The sequence below is a fragment of the Nocardia sp. NPDC058705 genome (assembly GCF_042749305.1).
Lineage (GTDB): Bacteria > Actinomycetota > Actinomycetes > Mycobacteriales > Mycobacteriaceae > Nocardia.
This window is the reverse complement of record NZ_JBHYRN010000009.1, coordinates 1-16200: the sequence shown is the minus strand read 5'-3', so window position 1 is coordinate 16200 and position 16200 is coordinate 1. Positions and strand designations below refer to the sequence as shown.

Genomic DNA, 16200 nt, shown 5'->3' with positions numbered 1-16200 from the left:
CTTCGGTCCGACCCCGGCGCGTTCGGTCGCCCTCGCCGCCGTCGGGCGTAGCCTCGAGCAGGTGGCTACCCACTACGTGCCGGGCGATGTCGTCCATATTCCGGAGGGTCCGTTCCAAGGGGTGTGCGCCGTAGTGCGCGAGGTCGACTCGGTGGCGTCCCGATTACAGGTCGACGCGCTGGTCAAAGGCGGGCCCTACGAGATCGTCCTCGGCTTCGACGAGGTGGAGTGGGCCTGACATCGCCGTGATGTCAGAATGGCCCCTATGACCTACACCCTCGTGCTGCTGCGCCACGGCGAGAGCGAATGGAACGCCCTCAACCTGTTCACCGGCTGGGTGGACGTGCAACTCACCGACAAGGGCATCGCCGAGGGTAAACGGGCCGGTGAGCTGCTCAAAGAAGCAGGCATCCTGCCCGACATCGTCTACACCTCGCTGCTGCGCCGCGCCATCAGCACCGCCGACAACGCGCTCGGCACCGCCGACCGCCTGTGGATCCCGGTCGTGCGCGACTGGCGCCTCAACGAGCGCCACTACGGCGACCTGCAGGGCAAGAACAAGGAGCAGGTCCGCGAGCAGTACGGCCAGGAGCAGTTCATGCTGTGGCGTCGCAGCTACGACACGCCGCCGCCGCCGATCCAGCCCGACAACCCGTACAGCCAGGAAGGCGACCCGCGCTACGCGGGCATCGAGGTCCCCAAGACCGAATGCCTCCTCGACGTGGTGAAGCGGATGGTCCCGTACTGGGAAGACACCATCTCCGCGGAACTGCGCACCGGCAAGACCGTGCTGGTCGCCGCACACGGCAACTCGCTGCGCGCGCTGGTCAAGCACCTCGACGGTATTTCGGACGAGGACATCTCCGGCCTGAACATCCCCACCGGCATTCCGCTGGTCTACGAACTGGACGAGAACATGCGTCCGGTGAAGGCCGCGGAATACCTTGACCCGGCCGCCGCCGCTGCCGGTGCTGCTGCTGTCGCCAACCAGGGCGGCAAGTAACCGTCAGCCTTTTCGGCCCCACACCGCGCGAACGGTGTGGGGCCGTTTTGCGCTGCTGGACGCGTTTCGCCGGCGCCGCGGCGTCGATCTGATGGTGGTGCGACCACGATCCGCAGGTCGGCCCGGCCGTGATGTCACACTCGCGTCGGCTGTGTCGTCACCTCTGTAGACGCCGCGAAAAACGCGGCCGCCGAAGGAGTTACGCGCATGAACACCGCCTACGTCATCGTCACTGTCGTCGCCGCACTGTGGGTCGGGTTCTCGGCGTTCTCACTGCTGCGCCGGGCCCCGTTCGTGGTGGAACCGCTGGTGGAATACGGCGTCCCGCAGACCTGGTGGACGCCGCTGGGCATCGCCAAGGCGCTCGGCTCGATCGGGCTGCTGATCGGGTTGTTCGTGCCGGTGATCGGGGTGCTCGCCGCGATCGGGCTGATCCTGTACTTCGCCGGTGCGGTGGTGACGGTGCTGCGGGCCCGGTCGTACAAGACCGTCGCGTTCCCGGTGCTGTACCTGGCCCCGGTCGCAGTCGCCTTGGGCCTCGGCCTCGCGGTGTGAACCGTTGCGGGCCGCCCGAGCCCGGCGTCATCACCCAATTCGCCTCGAAATAATCAGAAAACTGATTTTCGAGCGTCGTTTTGGACGATTACGCCGGGCCGTCCGTTGTTCAGGCGTCGGCCACGGCGAAAGCGGCCGACAGCGGCGGAAGCATGGCGCGGGCGTCGCAGCCCGCGAACCAGAGGCCCACGGTGAAGACCGAGGTCGCCTCCAGGTATCTGGCTCGGTGCAACCCGCCTGCCAGGAATGGTTGCAGGGCAAGCTCTTCGGCGAGTTGGGTGACTGTTCGGACGGCCTCGGGATGGTCGCCGCAGATCGGGACGGCCAGGCGCGCACCGTCGAAGACGCGGTCGGTACCTGCCCAGACTTCGGCGGCGAGCAGGTTGAAAGCCTTGACCACGTGGGCTTTCGGTGCGGCTGCCGCGATCCGCTCCGCCACCGCGTCCTCGCTCAGGACGAACGCGGTGACACCGTCAGGCGCGGATTCGTCGGGGAGGAACGCATTGGTGCAATCGATGACGATCTTTCCGGCCAGATCATGTGTGCTGAGCAGTTCGGTGAGAGCACTCACCGGTACCGCGAGCAGCACCACCTCGGCGAAGTCGATCGCTTCGTCGATGGTCGTCGCGTGCACGTCGACCGGGGCGGGCGTTCCGTTCGCGTCGACCTTCCGGTGGCCGTCCGGCGAGCTCCCGCCGCGTACCGCGTTGATCTCGGACGCGAGCGCCCGCCCCGAGTCGATCGAGCGGGCGCCGATCCGCACCTCGTGACCGGCCGCGGTCCAGCCACCGCCCAAGGCCGCCGCCATCGCGCCCGCGCCGATGATTCCGATTCTCATGAGAAATTTACTCCTGTCGCAGTGTCGAGCCGGGTGGCATCGACCACACCGACGCTAGAAAGGCCGAAAGGCACCTGCGGGTGCCTTTCGGTGGTGGCACGCTGGAACACGTGACCACCGCGGCGCAGTTCCCGCCCTACGGCGACTTCGAGGCCGACTGTCCCGCGCGAATGGCCGTGGACCTGTTCGCGAATTCGTGGCTGCCGGTCGTGGTGTACCTGCTTCGCGATGGTCCGCAACGTCACAGCGAACTTCTCGCCGGCGCGGGCGGGATCAGCCAGAAGATGTTGACCCAGACGTTGCGGCGGATGGAGCGGATGACGCTTGTACGCAGGCGGCGGTACGCCGAAGCGCCGCCGCGGGTCGAATACGAACTCACCGAAGTGGGACGCGATCTGCTCGTTCCCATTCATGCGCTCGGTGCATGGGTCGAGCGACACGGGCCCGCGGTGACCGCCGCCATGTACGGCGAACCGCTCGGCTGACACGCCCGGGGACGGTCTGAGTGCCCGCCGGGTGAACGGCAAGAGAACGCCGTGCCAAGTGCCTGTGACCTGCGCGAAACTTCGTCGACCCGGCGACGTTATGTCGGTCTGTGCTCGTACGATCAATCTTGTGAGTGTTCCGCAGGCAGTGCTGTTGGCAGTCCTCGCGGCTGTCGTCGGACTGGCAGTCGGTGGCCTGCTGATCCCGTTCGTCAACGCCAGGCAGGCCGCCCGGACCCAGGAAGACACCGGGCTGACGATGTCGCAGGTGCTCGACCTGATCGTGCTCGCGTCCGAATCCGGCATCGCCGTGGTGGACGAATACCGCGATGTGGTGCTGGTCAACCCGCGTGCCGAGGAACTCGGGCTGGTCCGTAACCGGTTGCTCGACGAACGCGCGTGGGCCGCCGTGGAGAAGGTCCTCGCGACCGGCGAATCGGCCGAATACGACCTCACCGCCAAGAACCCGCTACCCGGCCGCGGCCGGATTGCCGTGCGTGGCGTGGCCCGCAAACTCTCCCGCGAGGAAACCAGCTTCGTCGTGCTGTTCGCCGACGACGATTCCGAGCAGGCCCGCATGGAGGCGACGCGACGCGACTTCGTGGCCAACGTCAGCCACGAACTCAAGACCCCCGTCGGCGCGATGAGCCTGCTGGCCGAGGCCATGCTGGAATCGGCCGACGATCCCGAAGCCGTGCGCCACTTCGGTTCCCGCGTGCTGGGTGAATCGCGGCGTCTCGGCAAGATGGTGACCGAGCTGATCGCGCTGTCGCGATTGCAGGGCGCCGAGAAACTGCCCGATCTGGCCGTGGTCGACGTCGACACGGTGGTGCAGCAGGCGGTCGACCGCTCGCGCACCGCCGCCGAGGCCGCGGGCATCACCGTCAGCACCGACCGGCCGAGCGGGCTGGAAGTGCTCGGCGACGAAACGTTGCTGGTGACCGCGCTGTCGAATCTGGTGGAGAATGCGATCGCGTATTCACCACAGGGTTCGCATGTGTCGGTGAGCCGGTCGCTGCGCGGCGATCATGTCGCGATGGCGGTCACCGATCGTGGCATCGGGATCGCCAAGGAAGACCAGGAGCGGGTGTTCGAGCGGTTCTTCCGCTCCGACAAGGCCCGCTCCCGATCCACCGGCGGCACCGGGCTCGGCTTGGCCATCGTGAAACACGTGGCGGCCAACCACAACGGCGAAATCACCCTGTGGAGCAAACTGGGCACCGGTTCGACGTTCACGCTGCGCATCCCCGCCCATCTGGAAACCGATGGTGACGAGGACGCGGAACAGACGCCGGAGCCCACCACAAGAGAAACCACCGTCCCGCGCACTCTCGCGGGACGAACGAACGGTGTGGAGGCACGCAGATGACGAGTGTGTTGATCGTCGAAGACGAGGATTCGCTGGCCGAGCCGCTGGCGTTCCTGCTTCGCAAGGAAGGCTTCGACGTCACCGTCGTCGGCGACGGCCCGTCCGCGCTGGCCGAATTCGACCGCTCCGGCGCCGATATCGTGCTACTCGACCTGATGTTGCCCGGGATGAGCGGCACCGACGTGTGCAAGCAGTTGCGCACGCGCAGCGGCGTGCCGGTGATCATGGTGACCGCGCGTGACAGCGAGATCGACAAGGTCGTCGGGCTGGAACTGGGCGCCGACGACTACGTCACCAAGCCGTACTCGGCGCGCGAGCTGATCGCGCGCATCCGGGCCGTGCTGCGCCGCGGTGCGGGCGACGAACTGGACTCGGGTAGCGAGAACGGCGTGCTCGAAGCGGGCCCGGTGCGGATGGATGTGGATCGCCACACCGTGCACGTCAACGGTGGCCAGGTCACGTTGCCGCTCAAGGAGTTCGACCTCCTCGAATACCTGCTCCGCAACTCCGGCCGGGTACTCACTCGCGGCCAGCTGATCGACCGCGTCTGGGGCGCCGACTACGTGGGCGACACCAAGACCCTCGACGTCCACGTCAAGCGCCTGCGCTCCAAGATCGAAGCCGACCCCGCCAAGCCGGAACACCTCGTTACTGTGCGAGGCCTTGGCTACAAGCTCGAAGCGTAGAAACGAACGAACCCGGCATCGCTGTGAGGTGATGCCGGGTTCTGTTGCGTCCAGGGTGGACCTAGCTCAGATCACGCTCCACGCGGTGCCGAGCGGGGTTTCGATCTTCTTCAGGGAGACAACCTCCACGCCGTCGAACTGCTTGCAGTCGTAGATCGGCACGTCGGCGCCGTTGCCGCGGCAGCCGATGGGGGAGGAGGTGCCCACCGTGGAGATGATGATGTATTTGCCGTTCTTCGCGGCATCGATCGCCGCCGGGTCGTTGTAGTTCACGAAGTCGGCCGTGAAGTCCGCGTACGCGGCCGGGTCGCCGTTCGGTTCGGCGTTGGCCAGGCCGGTCATGGTGAGGGTGGCGCCGATTACGAGGGTCGCCAGGGAGAGCGCTTTCTTCGACATGATTCGGTACTCAACCCCATCTCGGTGTCGGGCGCATGGCGAGTAGGTGAACCGGACTGTTGCGAGGTTCTCACTCCGAGTGTTTCACCGTGTGAGGGTGCATCCGCTCGGCCTCGACCGTGGCCGGATGGACCGCGACCAGGCCCAGACCCTCGCGACGGCGGCAGTGCCGGGAGAGTTCCTCGTAGGCGGGCGCACCGAGCAGCTCACGCAGTTCCGGACCGTAGGACTGCCAGACCGGCTTCGCGCTGACGTGGGCGTCGGGGGAGCCGGTGCAATACCAGTCCAGATCCAGGCCGCCCGCGCCCCAGCCGCGCCGGTCGTACTCGGTGACCACGGTGCGCAGGATCTGCACGCCGTCGGGGCGTTCCACCCAATCCTGGGTGCGCCGGATCGGCAGCTGCCAGCACACGTCCGGCTTCACCTCGAGGGGTTCGATGCCCTTGCGCACCGCCATGATGTGCAGCGAGCAGCCGGGGCCCGCCGCGAAACCGGGGCGGTTGAGGAAGATGCACGCGCCCTCGAAGCGGCGGGTGCGAAGGGCCGGTTCGTCCTCTAGTTCGTCGAGTTCGAGGTAACCCTTCTTGACGACCTTGCCGTTCTCGGTGGCCTCGTCCATGTTCTGCCAGTCCTCGGCAGTGAGCATCTTCACCGCGGTCGACAGGCGCTTGCGATCGTCCTTGTCGGACAGGAAGGCGCCGTGCGAACAGCAGCCGTCGTCGGGGCGGTCGGCGATGATGCCTTGGCAGGCAGGCGTGCCGAACACGCACGACCAGCGCGACAGCAGCCACGTCAGATCGGCGACGATCTGGTGCTCGTCGTTTGCTGGGTCGGTGAACTCGATCCACTCGCGTGGGAAATCGAGCTCGACTTCCGGGGTCGGATCGAGCTTGTTCCCAGGTCGGAGCCCGGTCTCCGCGGTGCCAGCTGCGCCTTCGGTCACAACTCGTGACGCTAACAGTTCAGTCGCCTGGCCTGTTGTACCGGATCACCAAGTACCGTATTCGTGTGCGGCTAGGTGTTCTCGATGTCGGAAGCAATACCGTCCATCTGCTCGTGGTGGACGCGCATCGTGGTGGCCACCCGATGCCCATGAGCTCCTCGAAGTCGGCTTTGCGGCTGTCGGAGAGCATGGATTCGATGGGCCGGATCACCGAGGAGGGTGAGGCGCGGCTGATCGCGACGATCCTCGAATTCGCTGATCTGGCACGCAATTCCAAGTGCGTGGAGCTGATGCCGTTCGCCACGTCGGCGCTGCGGGAAGCGACCAACTCCGAGGAAGTCCTCGCCCGGGTGCGAGCCATGACCGGGGTCGATCTGCAGGTGCTCTCCGGCGACGACGAAGCCCGGCTCACGTTCCTCTCGGTGCGTCGCTGGTTCGGCTGGAGCGCGGGCCGGATCATCAACCTCGACATCGGCGGCGGCTCGCTGGAGTTGTCCAACGGTGGTGACGAGGAACCCGATGTGGCGCTGTCGCTGCAACTCGGCGCGGGCCGACTCACTCGCGAATGGCTGCGCGACGACCCGCCGGGCAAGCGCAAGATCGCGGTCCTGCGCGACTGGCTCGACGCCGAACTGGTCGCCCCGTCCAAGCTCATCATCGAAGCGGGCAAGCCCGACCTGGCCGTCGGCACCTCGAAGACATTCCGTTCGCTGGCCCGGCTGACCGGCGCCGCACCCTCGGCCGCGGGCCCACGGGTGCGCCGTACACTGACCAGCTCCAGTCTGCGCCAGCTGATCGCGTTCATCTCCCGGATGACCGCCTCTGACCGCGCGGAACTGGAAGGCGTGAGTTCGGACCGGTCCCAGCAATTGGTGGCAGGCGCATTGGTCGCGGAGGCGAGTATGCGGGCGTTATCGCTCGACAGCATCGAAATCTGCCCATGGGCGCTGCGCGAAGGCCTCATCTTGCGCAAACTGGATGCCGAGCCCAACGGAGGCGGACCGGTCGGTGTGCCGCCGGTGACACCAGTCGCGGAAGTGGAGTCGGCATGAGCGGTCAGCACCCGGAGGCGGTAGCGAAGCGTGACCACGGAGGGCGTCCGAGCATGCCGAACGTAGACGGCATGATTGTCATTGATGTGACTGCTTCGAAGGCGGTGGCTCGCGGCAGTTCGCGGGGCAGTAGAGCGTGCCGGAGGGACGCAGTATGAGTGGCGAGGATTCCAAACAGCTATCGGTGGCCGAGCTGCTGGCTCGAAATGCGGCCCAAGGTGCCGCGCCCGCGGCTTCCGGCGGTGGCGGACGGCGGCGGCGCAGTGGCCGCGGGGTCTCGGTCAACGATCTGACCGGCGAGAACGCGGCTGTGAAGCCGAATTCGCATGCCGCGCCTGCGCCGGAACCGCCGCCCGCCTACGTGCCAGCGCCGACCTATGCGCCCGAGCCGACCTATGAGGCGCCCGCGAGCTACCAGCCCGCGCCGTACCCGCCGCCCGGTCCGGCCGAGCCCGCGTTCTCGCCGATGTCGGGCCCCATCACTCGATTCGACCCCGATGCGGGTAACTCCGATCCGCTCGGACTCGCCGAACAGCGACCGACGTCGGATCCGTTCGGGCCCTTCCGCGCCGAAGCGCGCGACACCACTTCGCGCGGCGGCCGTGTGCCCGGCCGACTCGGTGTTCCCGGTGGTCCCGCGCAGCCGGTCGATCCCGGTATTGCCGAGATGTTCGGCTCCGGTGCGCTGCCCGCTGTCGGCGGCGGCAGACGGCATCGGCCGGAAGAACCGGAGGCCGCGGCGTTTGCCGAGCCGCCGAAACCGCCGCCGGTCACCGGTGGGCGCGCGGCGCGCAGGCGGGCCGCCGAAGCCGCGGAAGAGGCTGTGGAGCCGAGCCCGGCACCTCGTCCGTCGTTCGACGCGCCGCTGTACGAGGCGGGCATCGACGCGCCGCAGGCGTTCATGGGTCGTCCGGGGCAGTCTCGTGGGTTGGCCGATCTTCCCGAGATCGGTCCCGGGTTCGGCGATCAGCCGGGCTACTCCGAGCCGTCCTTCGACACTCGGCCCGCGCCGGGCTTCAACGGTCGACCGGGTGAGTCTTTCGACGGTAGGCCCGCAACAGGCTTCAACGGGCGCCATGGGGAATCTTTCGACGGGCAGCCCGTCGACGGGCGACAGGGGCCCGATTCCGCCCGAGGGTTCAACGGAGCGGGTCGTAACGGTGCTCCGGGGTTCAACGCGCCGGGTCGCGGCGAGTCCTCACCCGGGCAGCCCGCGCCAGGCCGTGGCGACGCCGCTCCCGGACTGAACGCGCCCGGTCGTGGCGATGCTGCATCGGGGTTCAACGGGCAGTTCGCGCCGGGTCGTGGGGACGCCGCTTCCGGACTCAACGGGGGTCGTGGCGACGCCACTTCCAACGGGTATTCGCCGAATGCCGAGGCCACTCAGGCCTACAACCTCGCGCCGGGTGTGGATGCTCCGCCCGCGCGCGGTGCCGATCAGCGTCCCTCGCTCGATCGCCGACGCGGCCAGCCGAAGTCCGGTGGGTTGCCGTCGTGGTCGGCGCGCAGGCACCGGCCGGACAAGACCGCGCCGGCGCCCGAGAGCGACGGTTTTCCGACGGCCGCGTGGTCGCCGGTCAGCCAGGAGCAGCCGCTGGTGGCCGGGCAGTCGGTGGCCGGGGATCTGCTGCGGCAGCGGGCCGATCGCGGTCCCGAGGTCGACGCGCGCACCGAGGTGCATCACCTGGGCGTCAGCCAGGCCGATGACGAGGACACCGACGACTACGCCGAGTCCGATTACGTCGACCGTGATTACGTCGACAACGACTACTCCGACGCCGACTACGCCGAATCCGAGTACGACGACGCGGCTTTCGACGACGAGTACGACGACGACTACGAACCGAAGCCGACCAGGGCGGGCAGGCGCGCCGCGACCAAGGCCGCCGCGTCGAAGCTGACCAGCCGGGCCAAGTCGAAAATGTCGCGCCGCGCGGACGCGAAGCCGGGCAGTCGCGCCGAGTCGAAGGCCACGGGTCGTGCCGGGGCGAAGCCCGCGAGTCTCGCGGAGTCGCGAGCCGCGAGCCGGAAGGCGGGCAATCGGGCCGGTGGATCGATGGCAGGCCGGGCCGCGCGCGTGTCGAGCATGGCGCGCGGCGACGACGACAACGCCAACCGCCGCCAGTGGATGATCCTGGGTGCGCAGAGCGTCGGCGCGGCGATCGCCGGAATGTTGCTGTTCAAGGGTTTCGAGACGCTGTGGGAGTCGATGGCGTTGGTGGCGCTGGCGCTGGCGACGGTCGTGATCCTCGGTCTGGTGGCACTGGTTCGCATCCTGCGCCGCACCGACGACATCTTCAGCACTGTGATCGCCGTCGTCGTGGGCGTCTTCGTGACGCTGGGACCGCTAGCCTTTCTCCTCAGTACCAGCTGAATACAGGGAGTGGGCTGTGGGGAACGCACGAGCGGACATCGCGATCGGGTTGTCGACGGCCTCGGTGTATCCGGAGAACACGCAGGCGGCGTTCCGTTATGCCGCCGAATTGGGTTACGACGGTGTCGAATTGATGGTGTGGGCCGAACCGGCCAGCCAGGACATCGCGACCGTGCAGTCCTACGCCAAGCGCTACGGCGTACCGGTACTGGCCGTGCACGCACCGTGTCTGCTGATCTCCCAACGGGTTTGGGGCGCCGACCCGGTGGCCAAACTCGAACGCAGCGTGCGCACCGCCGAGGCGCTCGGCGCCGACACCGTGGTGGTGCACCCGCCGTTTCGCTGGCAGCGCCGCTACGCCAGGGGCTTCGCCGATCAGGTCGGTGAGCTCGAGGCGCACCACCCCGTGAAGGTGGCCGTGGAGAACATGTTCCCGATGCGCGCCGACACCCTGTTCCGCGACGGCGCCGTCCGCAGGCTGGAACGCCGCGCAGGCCCCGGCCGCGCAGTGAGCGCGTTCAGCCCCTCCTACGACCCCACAGACACCGGCTTCGACCACTACACCCTCGACCTCTCCCACACCGCCACCGCCGGCGCCGACGCCCTCGAACTCGCTCGCCGAATGGGCGAAGGCCTGGCCCACCTCCACCTGGCCGACGGCCGAGGCGCCGCCCACGACGAACACCTCGTCCCCGGCGACGGCACCCAACCATGCGCCCAACTGTGTGAACACTTGGTGCACACCGGTTTCCGAGGCCACGCCGTCGCCGAGATCAACACCCAAAACGCCCGAACCACCGCCGAACGCTCAGCCCAACTGGCCCGCACCCTGGATTTCGCCCGCCGCCACCTCACCGGCGCCACCCCCGACCCCCAACCCCACCACGCCGACCTGCCGTAATCGAACGGGTCCAGCCAGCCAGTGCGAAGCGACCGTTGCTGGCACCCTGGGTCGGGGGCCAAGATGTGTAGCGACCGATGTCTACATCCTGGGTCGGGTGGATGCGTAGCGACCATCGATGTCCACCCCCTGGGTCGGGGGCCAAGATGTGTAGCGACCGATGCCTACATCCTGGGTCGGGTGGATGCGAAGCGACGATCGATGTTGACATCCTGGGTCGGGTCAGCGCCGGTGCGTAGCAACCAATTGAGCACGTCTCTGGGTCGGGTAATCACCAGGCAGTCTCTACCCAAAGGGGCCCGCCCCGATCTGGACTGACCGGAGGGTGCGACGAAGGAGTACCCGCAGGGAGGGAAGATCGGGGCCCTCCGGGGCCCCGCTCGAGCGCGCCAGCGCTCCAAAAACACAGCAAAGGTACAGCTGCCCCGGACCCGGTAAACCGCCAGGCAAACCACCCTGACCGAGCACACCTGCCTGCCACCACCCGCACCCGGAAAACCGCCAAGCAAAACCACGCCACACCCGCCACACCCCTGCCTCCCACCCTCCCACCACCCACCGCGGAATACCCGCGACCCCACCACACTTGTACGCTGTACGAACCGCTGCACCCCCCGACCAGGAGTGACGATGACGCGAGAACTCGCGACCGACGCCCCGTTCAGCCAGGTCCTCGACCTGACCGAGCTCACCACCACCGATGCCGAAACCGGCCGCTACACCGGCGTCATCGCCCCCACCTGGACCATCGGCCCCAAGGTCCACGGCGGCACCATGGTCGCCGCCACCGCCGCCGCGGCCACCCGCTGGCTCACCGAGGCCGACGAATCCCTCGCCCAGATGGCCCCCATCGCGGCCAGCACCGACTTCCTCGGCGCCCCCGACCCCGGCGAGGTCGAGTACGCGGTGCACATCCGCAAGAAGGGCCGCCAGATCTGCCTGGCCGACGTCGACCTGATCCAGAACGGCCGCACCCTCGTACGCACCGCCTTCACCTTCGGTCACCTGGATTCGACGGAAACCCGCTGGACCGGCCCCGATACCGACATGCCCGCCGAGCCCGTCGACGAGTCGTTCCGCTACACCGACGAGTCGCCGATGGGCAAGATCGTGCACGTCAGCCAGGGTGCGCACATGGTGATCGACCCGACCTGGGGCGAATTCCTGCGCGGCGAGACCGGCCCGCCCCGGCTGCGGCTGTGGATCCGCCCGTTCGACGGCGACGAAGCCGATCCGCGTGCCCGCGCCGCCTTCGCCATGATGGCCACCGACATCAGCCCGCCGGTGCCGATGAACCTCGGCCACTTCGGCTGGTCGCCGACCGTCCAGATGACCACCTACCTGCGCCGCATCCCCGCCCCCGGCTGGCTACGCGTGATCGCCACCGCCCGTGAGGTCGGCGAGCGCATGTTCGACGAGGACCACCTGGTCATCGACTCCACCGGCGCCGTGGTGGCCCAGAGTCGTCAGCTGGCCTTGATCCCGGCGGCGCGCTGACCCAGACCGGCCAACTAACCTTGTCCCCATGACGAGAATTGCGGTAGTCGGTGGCGGTCGGATCGGTGAGGCTCTGGTGGCCGGATTGCTGGAATCCGGTAGGGCGACCAAGGATCTGGTTGTCGTCGAGCCGCTCGCCGCGCGCGCCGCGCAGCTCGCCGAGCGCTTCAAGATTCGGGTGAGCGGTTCGGTCGCCGACGCGGTCGAGGGCGCCGACATCGTGGTCATCGCGGTCAAGCCCGGCGTGGTCGACTCGGTGCTCACCGACCTGTCAAAGGCCGACCTCGACAACGGTCGCGATCAGGTGCTCGTCTCGTTGGCCGCCGGTGTCTCCACCGCGCGGCTCGAGTCGAAACTGCCCGCCGGTTTCGCGGTCGTGCGGGTGATGTCGAATACTCCGATGCTGGTCGGACAGGGTATGTGCGTGCAATCGCCCGGCCGCTACGCCAAGGCCGAGCAGCTAGAGCAGGTCGGCGAGATGCTCGAAGCCGTCGGTAAAGTGGTGACGGTGCCCGAGGCGCAGATGGACGCGGTCACCGCGGTGTCCGGTTCGGGCCCGGCGTATTTCTTCCTCGTCGTCGAGGCGATGATCGATGCCGGTGTCGGCCTCGGTCTCACCCGCGAGGTGGCCAGCGAACTGGTTGTCCAGACCATGATCGGCTCGGCGGCCCTGCTGGACGAGACCGGTCAGAGCGCGGCCGAACTGCGCGCCGCGGTCACCTCACCCGCGGGCACCACCGCCGCGGCACTGCGGGAGCTGGAGCGCGGTTCGCTGCGCTCGGCCTTCACCGAGGCGCTACACGCAGCCAAGCGGCGATCGGCCGAACAGGGCGCAACGAACGAGTGACGATTGGGTACCCGGTTTGAAAACCGATTTCTCCCACCCGTCGCAGTAATCCCACTGGTCCCGCTAAGCTCGTAGAAGCACGTGCGTGTCTGTTCCGCTGGTGGGGAAGCCGGCGGCGCGGGCGTGCCGGAGGTCAATGGTGCCATGATGTCTGCGAACAGAATGTCAAGTAATCCATCGGCGTCGGGCGGTGGTTCGGGTTCGCCCGCACCACGGGTCGGCGCCACCCCGCAAACGGTGATCGGCGGTGGCACGCAGTTTCTCACCGTCGCCGAAGTCGCCGATCTCATGCGGGTGTCGAAAATGACGGTGTACCGGCTCGTGCACTCGGGTGAACTGCCCGCGGTGCGGGTCGGCCGCTCGTTCCGAGTGCACGCGAAGGCGGTGCACGACTACCTGGAGACGTCGTACTTCGACGCTGGGTGAGCTGGTCCGGCCAGGTGTAAGGGCGGTTTCGTTGCCGCGACGGTCCACCGGTAGCATGGACAACTGGTTCGTGTCCGCCTGCCGGTGGCACCGTTCGTGGTGTCCGGTTGCCCCGGCGGCGCGGGCGCCAAACGACGCACGTGAAGACCGCGTGTGTATGCCGAGTAGAGAGAACGCGAGGAAACCCTATGGGTTCTGTGATCAAGAAGCGCCGCAAGCGTATGTCGAAGAAGAAGCACCGCAAGCTGCTTCGCCGCACGCGTGTTCAGCGGCGCAAACTCGGCAAGTAAGCCTGCGTGCCTGCGATGGGCCCGTCACCGTTTCGATGGTGGCGGGCTCTCGCTGTGAAATGACCCGGTTTGTGAATCTTGCTGTGTGCGAATACCTCGCCAGTGTTAAAAGCTTGTAGATCGTGACGGTGAGTGGCGCGAATGCGGCTACTCTGGTACGCGAAACACGATGAGCAGGGGGCTTTGAGTGGGGTCAGGTTCGAGTTCCGACACACGGGAACGACACGCGCCGAAGGTTGTGCTGGTCACTGGTGCCAGCCGCTTCTTCGGTGGCAACGTCGCGGCACGCTTGGCTGCCGAACCCGGCGTCGAACGTGTCATCGCGGTGGACACCGTCACCCCCAGCCGTGAGCTGCGCCGAAAAATGGGTAGTGCCGAGTTCGTGCGCGCCGATATCAGAAACCCGCTGATCCGCAAGGTCGTCGAGAACAACGACGTCGACACCGTCGTGCACGCGGCCGTGCTCACCCGTCCGCCCGCCGGTGGTGGACGTGCGGTGATGAAGGATCTCAATGTGCTCGGCGCGATGCAATTGCTCGCCGTGTGTCAGAAGGCGCCGTCGGTGCGGCGCGTGGTCGTGCGATCGTCATCGGCGGTGTACGGCTGCAGCGCCAAGGATCCGGCGAAATTCACCGAGGAAATGGGCGCGCGCACCCCGCCCGCGGGATGGTTCGCGCGCGACATGATCGATATCGAGGCGCTGGTGCGTGGAATGGCGCGGCGCAGGCCCGATATCTCCGCATCGATTCTGCGTTTCGCGCCGATCGTGGGTCCGCGCCTGGCCGATCGGGGCGTGCAATACCTGCGTTCGCCGATCACCCCGACCGTCCTGGGTCGCGAAGCCCGACTGCAATTGCTGCACGAGGAAGACGCGGTCGCGGTGCTGGTGCACGCGGCGCAGCGTGCGCACGGTGGCACGGTCAATATTGCCGGAGACGGCGCGCTGGCCATGTCGCAGGCCATCCGCCGAGCCGGGCGCATCGTCGCGCCGGTGCCCTTTTTCGTCTTCCGCACGGTCGGCCGCTCGCTGATGGGCCCGATCATGCGCGGATTCAGTGGCGAACAACCCGACTATTTCTATTTCGGCTGCGGGCTCGACACCACCCGTATGCGTACCGAACTCGGTTTCACCCCACGCTGGACCACGGTCCAGGCGTTCGATGACTTCATCGCGGGCGCAGCGTTGCGGCCCGTCTTCGATCCGGCTTGGATCGACGCCGCGGAACACAAACTGCTCGGCCTCATCGGGGCCGGTACAGGAGCGCGTACATGAACGAGGGAGCGAAAGTCATTCGTCTCGACGTGAATGTCGAGACCCGACAGCGACCGCAGACCCGGCGATGGCCGGATCAGCCGATGCAGGCGATGCCGGTCACCTCCCTCAGCGAGCGTCGGCCCGGCATGCCCGCGCTGCCTGCGAAGTCGCTCACCGACATCGTGCGCGATGCCGTCGGCGAGCAGATCGAGAAGACTGCCGAGTTCGCGCGCCGCAGACTCACCGGCGACTACCAGGTCGACGAGTTCGGCTACGACCGGCACCTGCTCGAATCGGTCATCCTGCCCGCGCTGCGGCCGCTGTCGGACTATTGGTTCCGCGTCGAGGTCGCTGGCATCGAGAACATTCCCGCGGTCGGTGGCGCGCTGCTGGTCGCCAACCACGCGGGCACCGTGCCGATCGACGGGCTGATGCTGCAGCTGGCCGTGCACGACAAGCACCCGCAGCAGCGAGCACTGCGACTACTGGCCGCCGACCTCATCTTCGAGATGCCGCTGCTGGGCGCGTTGGCACGCAAGGCCGGGCACACGCTGGCCTGCCATCCCGATGCCGAGCGGCTGCTGCGCTCCGGACACATCGCGGGGGTGTTCCCGGAAGGGTTCAAGGGCGTGGGCAAGAGCTACGCCGATCGGTACAAGCTGCAGCGATTCGGGCGCGGCGGGTTCGTGTCGGCTGCGGTGCGGGCCGGGGTGCCGATCATTCCGGTGTCGATCGTCGGTTCGGAGGAGATTTACCCGAAACTGGCCGATATCAAGCCGCTCGCTCGTCTGCTCGGGCTGCCGTATTTCCCGGTGACGCCGCTGTTCCCGCATCTGGGGCTGTTGGGTGCGGTGCCGATGCCGTCGAAGTGGTACATCGAGTTCGGTGAGCCGATCGCGACTACGGCGTTCGAGCCGGAAGAGGCCGATGATCCGATGACGATGTTCGATGTCACCGACCAGGTGCGTGAGACCATCCAGCAGACGCTGTACAAGCTGTTGGCCAAGCGCCGGAATGTGGTGCTGGGGTAGGCCGTACCGAGCTGGGTTGATTGTTTGGTAGTACCGGGTTGGGTTGTAGGGCAAGGCCACAGAGGTTTGGTAGTCCCAGATGGGTTGTGGCAGGGGCTAGATGGGTTGTTTGGCAGAGCCTGGGTTTGAGTAGTCCCTGAGGTTTGACGCTGTGTTTATTGGAGCGCTGGCGCGCTCGAGTCGCGGCCCCAAGGGGCCGCCGGTTAGGCGCCGGTGCTTGCTCCTTCGTCGCCTACGCACCGGCGCCTAACC

The 16200-nt window shown here is 67.4% G+C and carries 18 protein-coding genes; 15 read left to right on the top strand and 3 right to left on the bottom strand.

Features of this window, described 5'->3' with window-relative positions:
* The first annotated feature begins 61 nt into the window (after positions 1 to 61).
* From ACFW6D_RS13380 to ACFW6D_RS13370, 3 genes are all read left to right on the top strand, one after another.
* The gene (locus ACFW6D_RS13380; RefSeq protein ID WP_379327859.1) at positions 62 to 238 is read left to right on the top strand and encodes a hypothetical protein; all 177 of its coding nucleotides are present in this window, start codon (positions 62 to 64) and stop codon (positions 236 to 238) included.
* A 27-nt stretch (positions 239 to 265) separates the two neighbouring features.
* Positions 266 to 1003 carry a phosphoglyceromutase gene (locus ACFW6D_RS13375; RefSeq protein ID WP_379327857.1) on the top strand — a complete coding sequence of 246 codons (738 nt, stop codon included), beginning with the start codon at positions 266 to 268 and terminating at the stop codon, positions 1001 to 1003.
* A gap of 207 nt (positions 1004 to 1210) precedes the next feature.
* The gene (locus ACFW6D_RS13370; protein WP_379327855.1) at positions 1211 to 1558 is read left to right on the top strand and encodes a DoxX family protein; all 348 of its coding nucleotides are present in this window, start codon (positions 1211 to 1213) and stop codon (positions 1556 to 1558) included.
* A gap of 109 nt (positions 1559 to 1667) precedes the next feature.
* On the opposite strand, the gene ACFW6D_RS13365 is transcribed toward ACFW6D_RS13370, so the two are convergent.
* Positions 1668 to 2396 (bottom strand): NADPH-dependent F420 reductase, encoded by a 729-nt coding sequence (locus ACFW6D_RS13365; RefSeq protein WP_379327853.1) that lies wholly within the window; start codon positions 2394 to 2396, stop codon positions 1668 to 1670.
* Positions 2397 to 2506: 110 nt separating this feature from the next.
* Here ACFW6D_RS13365 and ACFW6D_RS13360 point away from each other — a divergent pair, with 110 nt between their 5' ends.
* The 3 genes from ACFW6D_RS13360 to ACFW6D_RS13350 all read left to right on the top strand — a co-directional run bounded on the left by ACFW6D_RS13360 (position 2507) and on the right by ACFW6D_RS13350 (position 4936).
* Positions 2507 to 2881 (top strand): winged helix-turn-helix transcriptional regulator, encoded by a 375-nt coding sequence (locus tag ACFW6D_RS13360; protein ID WP_379327851.1) that lies wholly within the window; start codon positions 2507 to 2509, stop codon positions 2879 to 2881.
* 130 nt (positions 2882 to 3011) lie between these two features.
* The gene (locus ACFW6D_RS13355) at positions 3012 to 4250 is read left to right on the top strand and encodes an ATP-binding protein (RefSeq protein WP_328657567.1); all 1239 of its coding nucleotides are present in this window, start codon (positions 3012 to 3014) and stop codon (positions 4248 to 4250) included.
* Positions 4247 to 4936 carry a response regulator transcription factor gene (locus ACFW6D_RS13350; protein WP_056814516.1) on the top strand — a complete coding sequence of 230 codons (690 nt, stop codon included), beginning with the start codon at positions 4247 to 4249 and terminating at the stop codon, positions 4934 to 4936. The genes ACFW6D_RS13355 and ACFW6D_RS13350 overlap by 4 nt, the downstream gene beginning before the upstream one ends.
* A gap of 66 nt (positions 4937 to 5002) precedes the next feature.
* Here the strand turns inward: ACFW6D_RS13350 and ACFW6D_RS13345 are convergent, their stop codons facing one another.
* Both ACFW6D_RS13345 and ACFW6D_RS13340 read right to left on the bottom strand, forming a co-directional pair.
* Positions 5003 to 5332 carry a hypothetical protein gene (locus ACFW6D_RS13345; RefSeq protein ID WP_379327849.1) on the bottom strand — a complete coding sequence of 110 codons (330 nt, stop codon included), beginning with the start codon at positions 5330 to 5332 and terminating at the stop codon, positions 5003 to 5005.
* Positions 5333 to 5402: 70 nt separating this feature from the next.
* On the bottom strand, positions 5403 to 6275 hold the full coding sequence (locus ACFW6D_RS13340; protein WP_379327847.1) for a hypothetical protein: 873 nt from the start codon (positions 6273 to 6275) through the stop codon (positions 5403 to 5405).
* Between the two features lie 65 nt (positions 6276 to 6340).
* On the opposite strand from ACFW6D_RS13340, the gene ACFW6D_RS13335 reads away from it, so the two are divergent.
* From ACFW6D_RS13335 to ACFW6D_RS13295, 9 genes are all read left to right on the top strand, one after another.
* The gene (locus tag ACFW6D_RS13335; protein WP_379327845.1) at positions 6341 to 7327 is read left to right on the top strand and encodes a hypothetical protein; all 987 of its coding nucleotides are present in this window, start codon (positions 6341 to 6343) and stop codon (positions 7325 to 7327) included.
* Between the two features lie 154 nt (positions 7328 to 7481).
* Positions 7482 to 9701 carry a hypothetical protein gene (locus tag ACFW6D_RS13330; RefSeq protein WP_379327843.1) on the top strand — a complete coding sequence of 740 codons (2220 nt, stop codon included), beginning with the start codon at positions 7482 to 7484 and terminating at the stop codon, positions 9699 to 9701.
* A gap of 43 nt (positions 9702 to 9744) precedes the next feature.
* Positions 9745 to 10602: a sugar phosphate isomerase/epimerase family protein gene (locus tag ACFW6D_RS13325; protein WP_379328182.1), complete on the top strand. Its 858-nt coding sequence runs from the start codon at positions 9745 to 9747 to the stop codon at positions 10600 to 10602.
* 630 nt (positions 10603 to 11232) lie between these two features.
* Positions 11233 to 12099, top strand: coding sequence for a thioesterase family protein (locus ACFW6D_RS13320; protein ID WP_379327841.1), 867 nt, complete (start codon positions 11233 to 11235; stop codon positions 12097 to 12099).
* Between the two features lie 28 nt (positions 12100 to 12127).
* Positions 12128 to 12946, top strand: coding sequence for a pyrroline-5-carboxylate reductase (gene proC, locus ACFW6D_RS13315; protein ID WP_379327839.1), 819 nt, complete (start codon positions 12128 to 12130; stop codon positions 12944 to 12946).
* Between the two features lie 144 nt (positions 12947 to 13090).
* A complete protein-coding gene (locus tag ACFW6D_RS13310; RefSeq protein WP_228537168.1) occupies positions 13091 to 13372 on the top strand; it encodes a helix-turn-helix domain-containing protein in 282 nt (93 codons plus the stop codon).
* 188 nt (positions 13373 to 13560) lie between these two features.
* The gene (locus tag ACFW6D_RS13305) at positions 13561 to 13662 is read left to right on the top strand and encodes a 30S ribosomal protein bS22 (protein WP_003402602.1); all 102 of its coding nucleotides are present in this window, start codon (positions 13561 to 13563) and stop codon (positions 13660 to 13662) included.
* Positions 13663 to 13900: 238 nt separating this feature from the next.
* Positions 13901 to 14935: an NAD-dependent epimerase/dehydratase family protein gene (locus ACFW6D_RS13300; RefSeq protein WP_379327837.1), complete on the top strand. Its 1035-nt coding sequence runs from the start codon at positions 13901 to 13903 to the stop codon at positions 14933 to 14935.
* Positions 14932 to 15948, top strand: a complete 1017-nt coding sequence (locus ACFW6D_RS13295) for a lysophospholipid acyltransferase family protein (protein WP_379327835.1) — start codon at positions 14932 to 14934, stop codon at positions 15946 to 15948. The genes ACFW6D_RS13300 and ACFW6D_RS13295 overlap by 4 nt, the downstream gene beginning before the upstream one ends.
* Positions 15949 to 16200: the final 252 nt, after the last annotated feature.